Source organism: Arcticibacter svalbardensis MN12-7 (assembly GCF_000403135.1).
Taxonomy (GTDB): domain Bacteria; phylum Bacteroidota; class Bacteroidia; order Sphingobacteriales; family Sphingobacteriaceae; genus Arcticibacter; species Arcticibacter svalbardensis.
Genome location: NZ_AQPN01000045.1, coordinates 21,061 through 31,258, shown reverse-complemented (window position 1 = coordinate 31,258; position 10,198 = coordinate 21,061). Strand labels below are relative to the sequence as shown.

The following is a 10,198-nucleotide window of genomic DNA, read 5'->3' as shown; positions in this document are numbered from 1 at the left end:
TTTCCTTTATAAAACATTTCCTTAATACTTTCTTCTCTTCCCTGATAATCTAATGGCGGAAAATTAACCTCTTTTATAGGATACTCAGATGGTCTTTCAGATTGAAAAGCCCCTATAATTGCGCAAGGACTGAACTCCCTACTATTCAACAAGATACTTTCGTTTGTCTGGAAGATAGAGGAGTACAGCATCAGCGACATACTCACCAATGCCAAACAATCTTCAGGAACCTTTTCTGTAAAGGTGATCACTTGCCCTTCCACACTTTGATATCCTTCCAGATCGACATCCTGATACCCCAGGTTTTCATAATACTCCTCCCTGAAGTTAAATGCAACCAACATTAACCGGATCCGGTGTTTCATATAGACACCGCTTGCCGCTTTAGGCCTTTTAATTCCCGTTTGAGTATCAAAAGGACCCAGTGTAACACTTACTGAACCTTCTGCACTCTTACTGACCGAGTGGCTCATCTGCAGGACCTCATTCAATTTACTGGATGCATTAAAATCCAATCCCTGTAAAAAAGAAAGGTCGCCATCATGCAAATCCCTTTTTCCCTTTTCCCCACTTACATTGTTCAATATCGACCGGTATATCTGTTGCGTACTCCGGTAAGCTGCCGTTCCGTCCTTAAAGAAATAAGCCGGTTCAAATGCATTCCGGATAACTGCTGCTGCTGAACTCGAAAGTCCAAACTCGGTAGCGCTCCTGATAGTCTTTTCAGTTTGCTTAAATGCCTTCGCTTTGCCTTGGATGATATTTTTCCCTCTGTAAGCACGATAAATCACCGAACCTGCAGTTCCATGAATCATTCCTTTGTTATCTATTGTAGCCATAATCTTATTGTTATTCGGTAAAGTAATCGCTAAAAAGCCTAAAGAGCAAAAGTTAGACGATATCTTCTCAAATCTTCTCAAAGACGACCTGTATTTCCAATAAAGTGCAACGAAAACAAACGAATCGGCATAATGACTCTGATTAAAAGCAAAAACAAACGGATAAGATTCCATTAAAAGTCCAACTTTAAATACCCTACATCGGACTCATACCGCTGTCTTACTACATTCTTATCGGGATCTTTTACTATCATAACACAGCATGTCTTTATTGGCCGATTGAAGCACAAGCTTCATTCAACATTTCAAGATTATTTGCAGAATCTGTTGCTCCAAGATTTTCTCCTGAACCATTACCAACTGTAGTGGAATTGTTCGCAACAATTGCTCTATCGTCAACCGTTTTAATCTTATCATCCCAAACACCTCTGAAATCATATCTTTTTGTTACATCAAGACTTGTTGTTGATATGTAACCCTTTACAACTTCACCTAAAGGAAGGAAAGATGCATTCGAGCCAGCCAAGCGATAGTACAACTGGAAGGTTGGCAAAGCGGATACTGTAACCGTTTTCCCTGGACACCTTACAAACAACTGCATGGTAACTATTGGCTGTTGTGCTAACGGAGCCAATGTTACAGGAATTACTGTACCACAATTAACATTTACTGAACCATTAAACAATACCGCTCCTGTAGATGCGTGAGTGATACTTAATGTTGAAGTTCCAGTAGGAACTGTTGCTAATGGAATAAGAGTTGTTGTACTTGTTACATTTAGAATCTGATCTGAAACAACCTGATTGGCAGCATTCACAAACTTCACATTTAATGGATAAGTAACACCAGGAGTCATCCATGTCGCATTTAATTGAAGACTGGAATTTGAACAAGCCCCTTCAACAAATCCTGCTATATAAGCTGTTAAGTGACTTATCGGATAAGTAACTGCTAACTTACCATTATTTTGACTGATAACAGGAACAGTCCGTTCGAATTTAAAGATACCAGTGGTTACTTCATAACTGAATATTTCTAAAAGATCACCAACTTTTACTACTGCCTTTGTTTTCGGATTAATGTAAGCCGGATAGATATCCTGAATCATCGTTACATCTTTACTAAAGCTTTTAACCTCTACATCATTCAGGTAAAACTCAATATCAGTTACACCAGCCGGAACAAAAGTGCCTGTTATAGTTTGACCTGCAGCATTGACAATCGCTTCACTTGTCAAACTTTCTCCAGGAAAAAGAGCTATACCAGCTGGAGTACGAGGATCAAGATTAACCAAAACTGATGTGAATCTATCTCCGGATAATACTTGTCCCGAAGCATTTAAAAATTGAGTCCCTGATACAATTTTTAAGGTAGATACCAAAGATGAGGTTGCAGCATTTGTACTGACTGTTTGGTCTTGTGTAGCAAGAGTTGCTGCACTAAACGAAGGCTTAAGTACAGAAGCTCCAGATGCCGGGTTATTTAGATTAAGAATCTTAATAGGTTTTAATTGATATCCCTGACCATAAGTAATCTTAAAAGGAATATTCACATCCAATATTGCATCTCCACTAACTTTTACATTAAATTCCAATGGAGTTCCAGGAGTTGGATCTTTGTGTGGATCAATACCCGTATAAATATAGCCCTTTTCAACAATAAAGGTTTTAGTTCCTGAAAGTGAATAGACTGCATCTGCATCAGGACCTGAAATCTCTACCAAAAGACCATCAGGCAATGCATTTCCTGCAGCATCATCAACTTTGATAGCAGTGGTATAGTTGAAAACATTGGGAGTGATGATAATAGTTATATCATCCGTTGGGTTTTTACAAGCTGTAAACACACTTATAAAAGAAATTATGGAGAGGTAAAATATTTTTTTCATAACAATAAGGTGTTAATAGTTATAGGCGAATTTAATTTCTAGCTTAGGAAGCCATTTGTAATCTTTAAGATTTCTTCTAAGAATGGGTTCATTAACCTCAGGATTTGAAGAAAGCCAATTTGTTGCAGTCATTTTAACTTCCGGATCTCCAATATAATAAGCACCTAGGTTAACTCCCATATTAAATCCTCCAGCTATTACAAGATTTTGCCATCCCAGACCTGCATACGGAACCCAGCCTTTCCAGTCTACCGTAGTGTTTATAACACCAACTTCTTCAGGAGTAAATGCAATATCACCCACATAGTAAGGCTCATTCAGCATCACTGTAGCATTACCACCCGCCTTGAAGAAGTAAGCTCCACCTACGGTTAAAGCAAACTTATGGAATAGCGCCCCGGCGTTTGGAAACGGTTGCCAATCAATAAAGCCACTGAAGTTCATAAATTCAACCTTGAAATCAGTGTTGTATTTAGAACTACTGTTAAAACTCTTCACCAAGTCCCCTTTATAAGGAAGCAAACTCGTTGACAATCGTAAATTAAATCGGTTGGATAATGGTGTGCCGACCTCGGCACCTACCCCTTGAGTACCTACCGTAATACCTACTAACTTTTGGAAGGCCGGATGACCAAGATTCCCATCTGGTAGCCATTCCTGTTGAGCAAAGGTTGCTGTACTAGTTAAAAGGCCGCAGCCTGTAAGAATCATTAAGAGCGTTAATTTCATATTTATTTATATTTAATTACATGAGCACGTTACATTATATATCTATCCGTATTGTATTAATAAGCGTTATCCTCGCCTTTAAACATATTGATAACAGTCATAAAAACAATCTTCACATCTAACATTGAGCTCCAGTTTTCCATATACCTAATATCATGCTCAACGCGTTTTTCCATTAAACGAGGATCTTCAGTTTCACCTCTGAAACCATTAACCTGTGCCCAGCCACTTATTCCTGGCTTCAAAAATTGCCTAACCATATAACGGTCGATAATTGCACTATACTGCTCCGTATGTTTGATCATATGGGGTCTTGGACCTATAATGCTCATGCTCCCCATTAAAACATTGAAAAATTGAGGAAATTCATCCAGGCTACTTTTCCTAAGAAACTTTCCAATCGGCGTGATTCGATCATCATCTTTCCTAGCTTGTTTCCGGTCGCTATCATTATTCACCTTCATACTCCGAAATTTGTAACACCAGAATGGCTCGTTATTCCGTCCACTACGTAATTGTCTAAAGAATATTGGCCCTTTACTTTGAATTTTGATGATGATTCCGATAATGGGAACCAACCAACTCATCACAAAAATCATGACTAAAGAACTAAAAACAATATCAAAAATCCGCTTCCTAAAGCGGTTCTGCATATTTTCCAAAGGTTCATGTCGTAAACTTATAACAGGAAATTCGCCCATATAACTCATGGTAAAAGGTGCTGTTAGCGAACCGGTTAAATCAGGAACAAATTTTAACCTCACACATTGTCTTTCCGCCTCCTCCAACAAATACTTCGCTTCAACCATCCTATCAGGCGTTAACGATACATATACATCCTTAATCCCCCGACTGGCGGCATCAGCTATATGTTTGCAAGTAGAAGGCAATAAAGAACCATCCTCTCCTACAAACAGCGTATCTTCCTCATCATTATGAAGAAACCCTTCAAATTTGAAGTTCTGGCATTCCTCAAGATAACCAGCAAGACGTAATCCAGTATTGTTTTTGCCCAAAACTGCAACAGGTTTACTTACCTTAAAGTGCCGGTATAAAACAAATTCAAAGAATGTTCCAGCAAAACGGCTTAACAGAAAAGCAAGGCTAACTACCAGATAAAGTGTTAGTATAAAAGCCCTTGAAATTGCATAATTATCTGAAAACGTCAAGTAAAAGACAAAGAGAACAGCATGAAATGCAACCGCTTTCCATGTGGCCCTATAGATTCTCACAATTTCAGCCAGTGATTCATTACGGTAGACTCCGAATACATTAGAGGAGAAAAACCATATCAGATTACAAACAAGGAGATAATTTTTATAAGATCCTACCAATGGTATTGCTTGTATCCCAAAGACAGCATAGAATGCAAAAAAAAATGATGCGTTTATTAAGATTATATCCGTAGCTAAAAGCACGAAACGCAATAAGTATAAATATCGTGTTTGCATAAATTTTTATTAAAAACAAAGTACCTTAGCACAACAACTTCTCTACTTCTAAAATCGATAAGTCTGTTAGCTCAGAAATATCAGTAAATGAATATCCTTTACCTTTTAATTTACGAGCAGTCTCTATTTTCGTTGCTTGAATTCCTTCTTGTTTTCCTTCAGTATATTTCCTTTTCTCTGCTTCTTGACCAGCGTTAGAAAAGACATTCTCGTACTCCTGTTTTTGCTTTAAACTTTCGCTGTATGCTATTTGTTCTACCTTGGTTAAGGTACTTATTTTTGACACCTGAAATACCTTTTCAAATATACGCTTGTTGAAAAAGGGAGGCCTCCTCTCCAGATGACTCATGTGCTTCAAAAGGTAAAACCAGCGATCGAGGCCTGTTTCTAATTCATCAGGTCGCTTTATAAAGTTGGGTAATTCCAAAAACTTATACCTTAGTTTATTTGAAAACACTTCGCCTGTTTCTTTGTCCATTAAACAGATATCATGAAGATATTTTTTGAAAAAGACTTGTTCCAGATTAAAGTCTAGAATGGCAATCAGATATACATCCTTAAGCTCATAAGAGTTGCTTTCTTTTCCAACTGAAAATTTTTCATGGATCAGGCGTGAAGTGTTATATAGGGAGCGTTCGCGAAAGCAATGCTTTTTCCCGCATTGTAATTCTACGATAAACTGCTCTCCGGTATGATCCGTACAAGTTAGGTCTAAAATTGTCTGATTGGAGTCAAGTGGGTCAGCTGTATGGTTGTTGGGTAGGTATTCAATATCAGCGATATGTTTTTCGCCTTCAAAAAGATCGTTTAAAAAATCTTTTAAGAAATCTTTATTTCTTTCGGATCCAAACAGACGTTTAAATCCCCAATCTGTTAAGGGATCAATATAACGATTGATAGTCAATTTCATTTTAGGTTGTTAGACTCTGCTAGGACAGATTAATAAGGTAAATTTATGTGCTGAATGGATCTGCATTGAATAATTTCACATGTTAAATCTTTAATAATGGCAAATAAGATTGTATTCAGGAATGTTACTTTCCATTTTAAGATGCGATTCTCATAAGTTTTCACTTGATTCTATATCGAAAAAACTTTAGCCAAAAAAACATCAACAAAGTATTCACTTAATTGTCAAGTGCTGTAATTCTTAGCATATTGCCATGAACCAGTGGAAGTCCTGTATTAATCGTAGGAGAACCCTACAAAACTGTCGCAATTGTATTACATATGTCATAAATCTCAATTTTCTTTGTTTTATGACACAAATATAAAACAATTAACCATATAATGACCTTCTTGCTTGCCTTTCAATCCCTCTACGGTAAAGCGGATCTCTTTCTTCTTTGAAAAATTTTGTTATCGTTTCCATAGCTTCTTCAAATTGCAGTTCTATTTACGTAATTGAACCAATACCCGCAACTGGTTAAAGTAACGGCTCTCAGCAAAATCACCGTAATCCGGTTCATAAAAAGTGATGAACTTTTCATGACTATCTTATCAATTGGAACACTGATAATTGAATTGGAAGAAAATGTCTTTTTAATGCACCGTTGAGAAGAATTAGGAAAATTGCGGATCATAAACGCTTGTTTAGTACAATCTGCATACGTTTATATCATTCAGAAAGACGTATCGATACCAATCATCTGTAATCAGTATAGAAATCTTAAAAAAAGACATTATCTTTATCTAAAACCTAATGAGATGATACTCCAATATTTGATGCAAGAATTTGAACATGAAGTAGAAAGCAGTCGTAAACTGTTACAAGCAATTCCGGAGAAGGACCTCGGTTACAAACCCAGCGCAACTTCCTGGACAATGGGTGAGTTGGCTCAGCACATTGCCACCATCTACTACTGGTACGTCGGAACGTATACTCAGGATGTTTATGATATGGCTACAGATCAACTTGAAAGTGGTGACACGAATGATATAAAAGAAACCTTGTCGCTTTTTGAAAGTAATGTAAAAAAAGCCAGAACTGCATTGAAATCGCTTACTGAGGATAAATTGCAAGACAACTGGACCATGAAAGTGGGGGAACGAATAGTTTTAGGTCCTATGCCCAGGGGAATTGTAGCACGTGGATTTCTTTTTAATCATATTTATCACCATCGTGGTGAAATGATTGTTTACTTGCGTGCTACCGGAAATAAGGTACCTGGTATGTACGGCCCTACTTATGAAGATAGTAAGAAAGGTTAAAACAAGATCTGATTAAGCTATAAAGACATGGAATCGAACTTAAACACTTAATTTTGATTACGATGAATCCAGCGCTGGTCATTGTCCATAACAAACCCCTTAATCATATATTCCTTTAGATTGCGATTTGCCAACTGCCTGAATTGTGTTCCTCGCTTACTCCTTACCCTGAAACCAATTGCCAAAATCATATCCAGACTATAAAATATAACTTTGTAATTTTTATCGTCTGAGGCAGTTGTCAAGTAATCCTTGACAACTGAATTCTCCTCTAACTCGTTCTCTTCGAGAATATTGATGGTATGCAAACTTCTGCTCTGTCTTCATTACTATAAATGACTGTTGACTTACAGGAATTTGAGAAGACCGTAAGTCATTATGAGACCTTTGAATAGAAGCAATTTTTTTTTAGAAATAGGTCTTGACCGCAAATCTGAATTGTTCTATAAATATTTTCTTGATAACGCTGACATTGTTTTGTTCATAAAAGATCAACATTGCTTTTTTATATTCGACTGCATCAATAGTCCTGAACGAGATTGGACAATATTGGTTAGCAATAAGTATTGCATTACTGATGATCCTTGCCGTTCTTTGGTTACCGTCGTTGAATGCCTGGATATAGGATAGCAATATCAGTGCAAGCAACGATTTTTCAAATATGTTATTTTTTCGATTGATTAGCCGGCACATGTATTCCAGTGCTTCCCTGATCTGGTGTTCATTGTCAAGTGGTTTATAATTCGTTCCCAAAATACCTACACGTCGCTGCCTGATGTTACGCTCAACTTCAAGATCTTTGATTAATATGCTATGTATATCTTCTATTCGTGCAATAGTTAATGGCACTACATAATCGGGGGTTTCAATGATAAAGTTGAGCGCTTCCTTGTGATTTAAAAGCATGGTGGCATCATCTTTTGGTTTACCTGCCGCGGTTTCTTTGTCCTTTAACAGGCGTTCAGTTTCTAGCAGTGAATAGGTATTACCTTCGATCTGGGATGATTTCCAACTCAAATCGATAGCCAGTCTTTCCATTTCTTTATTATAAGCAGCAGCGGTCATATGACTTACATTATTTCGGAACTCTTCCTGTAATTGCTGTAAGTAATTTCCTTCGTCGGCCGTAAATAGGTGGACATCGCGTAAGACATTAGTGATAAGTTGGAAATTGAAACCTTCCTTGATTTTACGCTCGTCAATTTCCTTCTCAAAATAAATAGCCATATCAATAATACTAAACAATCGGCTTGCTGGGCTGAGGATGTACCGTGTGGCTCGAGTCTGGCCCTCGGCTATCAGTTGGCCTGTTGCAACCAAAACTGCTATTGCTCTTTTTGTTGTTGCGAAAGAGGTTTTACCAACAGCTTTATGGATTTCTCCTGATGAGCTTGAAGGATGGTCTTCTATAAAATTAAGAATATCGTCATCTATTCGTGCCATAATTCAGCTCATTAATCCATTAGTTATAGCTCAAATATAAGCATAAATGATCCGTAATACGTAACACAATGAGCTAAAACGAGAATACAGATCACATTACTGTATATTACGGATCATTAAGTATAGTATTTGAACTGTAATTCATCCTTTAATGACCTGTATCCTACATAGGAATTCATTATTTAAGAGCGGCAATTCTATATGACATGTTGCCAAGAGCCGTCTGACGGATTTAAAGCAATACAAAGATGCCCTTAGGTCATCAGACCCATCTATTCCCAATGTCAACGCAGGACTTGCTTCATAAAAAAGACGTCTTATGAAATAAATTGAGACCATGAGCTATTTTAATTTGGTTGATTAAAGAATTTGGAAATTGCCTTATGACACACCCTATTTATTTTTGCCTCAATTGGAAGAAAATGTCATTTTAATGCACCGTTAAGAAGAATTAGGAAAATTGCGGATCATAAACGCTCGTTTAGTACAATCTGCATACGTTTATATCATTCAGAAAAACTTGTCGATACCAATCATCTGTAATTATTATGAACTTCTTAACTTTAAAAAAAAATGAAAAAGATTAATCAAGGCGCTAAATGCGCGATTTTAAGTAAACCCGAAATTGGTATGGTGTTTTTTTTGTAAAAATTATCTATTATAAGTTTCCATATAAGGAAACTTATTTTTATATTTAGCCTTGTTAATTTGAACCCAAGTGTATAACCAGTATGAAGTAATTTTACCAAAGGACGTAACAGATTTTCTAAGCGAACTCGAGGAATCAGCAGAAAATAAATTCATGAAAGCCTTTGATAAGGTTGAAAAGGGAGTTATTAGAGAAGAATATTTTAAAAAATTATCTAATACTGATGGTATATGGGAATTCAGAATACAAGATAAAGGAAAGTGGTATAGAATTCTAGCCTTCTTTGCGGGAGGTAAAATCATATTGACGACTCATGGATTCCAAAAGAAAGGCAATAAAACGCCTAAGAAAGAGATTGATATCGCTGAGCGAATCAAGAAAGATATAAAAAGCAAATAATATTAAATATTTAGGGCCGCTGTTAACGTAGTGGCTATATTAAAAAAAATATGTCAAAAAGAAAATCTCGGGTATTGGATTTGGAATTACTTGGCGAAAACGCTATCAACCTTCCAGCTGATGTCAAAGGAATATCTCTAACTGAATACAAAAACAAAAGGTTAGGAATAATCGGCACAAAAAAGAGGGATGAGTACGAATTTGAATTGCGGATTGAAATGCTTCAAGAAGCAATTAGAGATATCCGGAAGAGGCAAAATCTTTCACAGGAAGAGCTTGGAAAGCTAATTGGCGTTAATAAAGCACAAATAAGCAAAATTGAAAAAGGAAATTCAAATCCTACATTTTCATTATTAGTAAGAGTATTTGATGCGCTTGGAGCTAAAGTAAAATTTTCCATTGAATTGGACAATGAGAAGTTACAGCTAATTTAGTTTGAGGGAGTGTTATTTCAAATCAAGATTATCTATGACTGGAGTACAGAGGTCGTGCACAAATTGCCAGATTTACTTATAATTAAGAGATTAGGTTCCCATGGTATTTGGGCAACAGGCTATTAACGGTCAATCTTAAAATAAGCCAATTCGAT

Annotated in this window: 10 protein-coding genes; 3 read left to right on the top strand and 7 right to left on the bottom strand. The window is 36.7% G+C overall.

The window, feature by feature from the left end:
• The 5 genes from ADIARSV_RS05695 to ADIARSV_RS05675 form a co-directional block, all read right to left on the bottom strand.
• A partial coding sequence (locus ADIARSV_RS05695; protein WP_083936528.1) for a hypothetical protein occupies window positions 1-839 on the bottom strand: 839 nt, incomplete at its 3' end.
• 268 nt (window positions 840-1,107) lie between these two features.
• Entirely contained in the window at window positions 1,108-2,727 is a 1,620-nt protein-coding gene (locus tag ADIARSV_RS05690; RefSeq protein WP_016194470.1) for a hypothetical protein, read from the bottom strand.
• 12 nt (window positions 2,728-2,739) lie between these two features.
• The gene (locus ADIARSV_RS05685; RefSeq protein ID WP_040299219.1) at window positions 2,740-3,456 is read right to left on the bottom strand and encodes a hypothetical protein; all 717 of its coding nucleotides are present in this window, start codon (window positions 3,454-3,456) and stop codon (window positions 2,740-2,742) included.
• Window positions 3,457-3,512: 56 nt separating this feature from the next.
• Window positions 3,513-4,907 (bottom strand): undecaprenyl-phosphate glucose phosphotransferase, encoded by a 1,395-nt coding sequence (locus tag ADIARSV_RS05680; protein ID WP_016194468.1) that lies wholly within the window; start codon window positions 4,905-4,907, stop codon window positions 3,513-3,515.
• 25 nt (window positions 4,908-4,932) lie between these two features.
• Window positions 4,933-5,817: an Rpn family recombination-promoting nuclease/putative transposase gene (locus ADIARSV_RS05675; RefSeq protein WP_016194467.1), complete on the bottom strand. Its 885-nt coding sequence runs from the start codon at window positions 5,815-5,817 to the stop codon at window positions 4,933-4,935.
• A 797-nt stretch (window positions 5,818-6,614) separates the two neighbouring features.
• Between ADIARSV_RS05675 and ADIARSV_RS05670 the strand changes: the two genes are divergently transcribed.
• On the top strand, window positions 6,615-7,118 hold the full coding sequence (locus tag ADIARSV_RS05670; protein WP_016194465.1) for a DinB family protein: 504 nt from the start codon (window positions 6,615-6,617) through the stop codon (window positions 7,116-7,118).
• A 47-nt stretch (window positions 7,119-7,165) separates the two neighbouring features.
• On the opposite strand, the gene rhuM is transcribed toward ADIARSV_RS05670, so the two are convergent.
• A complete protein-coding gene (rhuM, locus tag ADIARSV_RS05665; RefSeq protein WP_040299216.1) occupies window positions 7,166-7,426 on the bottom strand; it encodes a RhuM family protein in 261 nt (86 codons plus the stop codon).
• A gap of 100 nt (window positions 7,427-7,526) precedes the next feature.
• A complete protein-coding gene (locus tag ADIARSV_RS05660; RefSeq protein WP_016194463.1) occupies window positions 7,527-8,561 on the bottom strand; it encodes a Fic family protein in 1,035 nt (344 codons plus the stop codon).
• A gap of 718 nt (window positions 8,562-9,279) precedes the next feature.
• Between ADIARSV_RS05660 and ADIARSV_RS05655 the strand changes: the two genes are divergently transcribed.
• Window positions 9,280-9,609 carry a type II toxin-antitoxin system RelE/ParE family toxin gene (locus ADIARSV_RS05655; protein ID WP_016194462.1) on the top strand — a complete coding sequence of 110 codons (330 nt, stop codon included), beginning with the start codon at window positions 9,280-9,282 and terminating at the stop codon, window positions 9,607-9,609.
• Window positions 9,610-9,659: 50 nt separating this feature from the next.
• Entirely contained in the window at window positions 9,660-10,043 is a 384-nt protein-coding gene (locus tag ADIARSV_RS05650) for a helix-turn-helix domain-containing protein (RefSeq protein WP_016194461.1), read from the top strand.
• Window positions 10,044-10,198 lie beyond the last annotated feature (155 nt).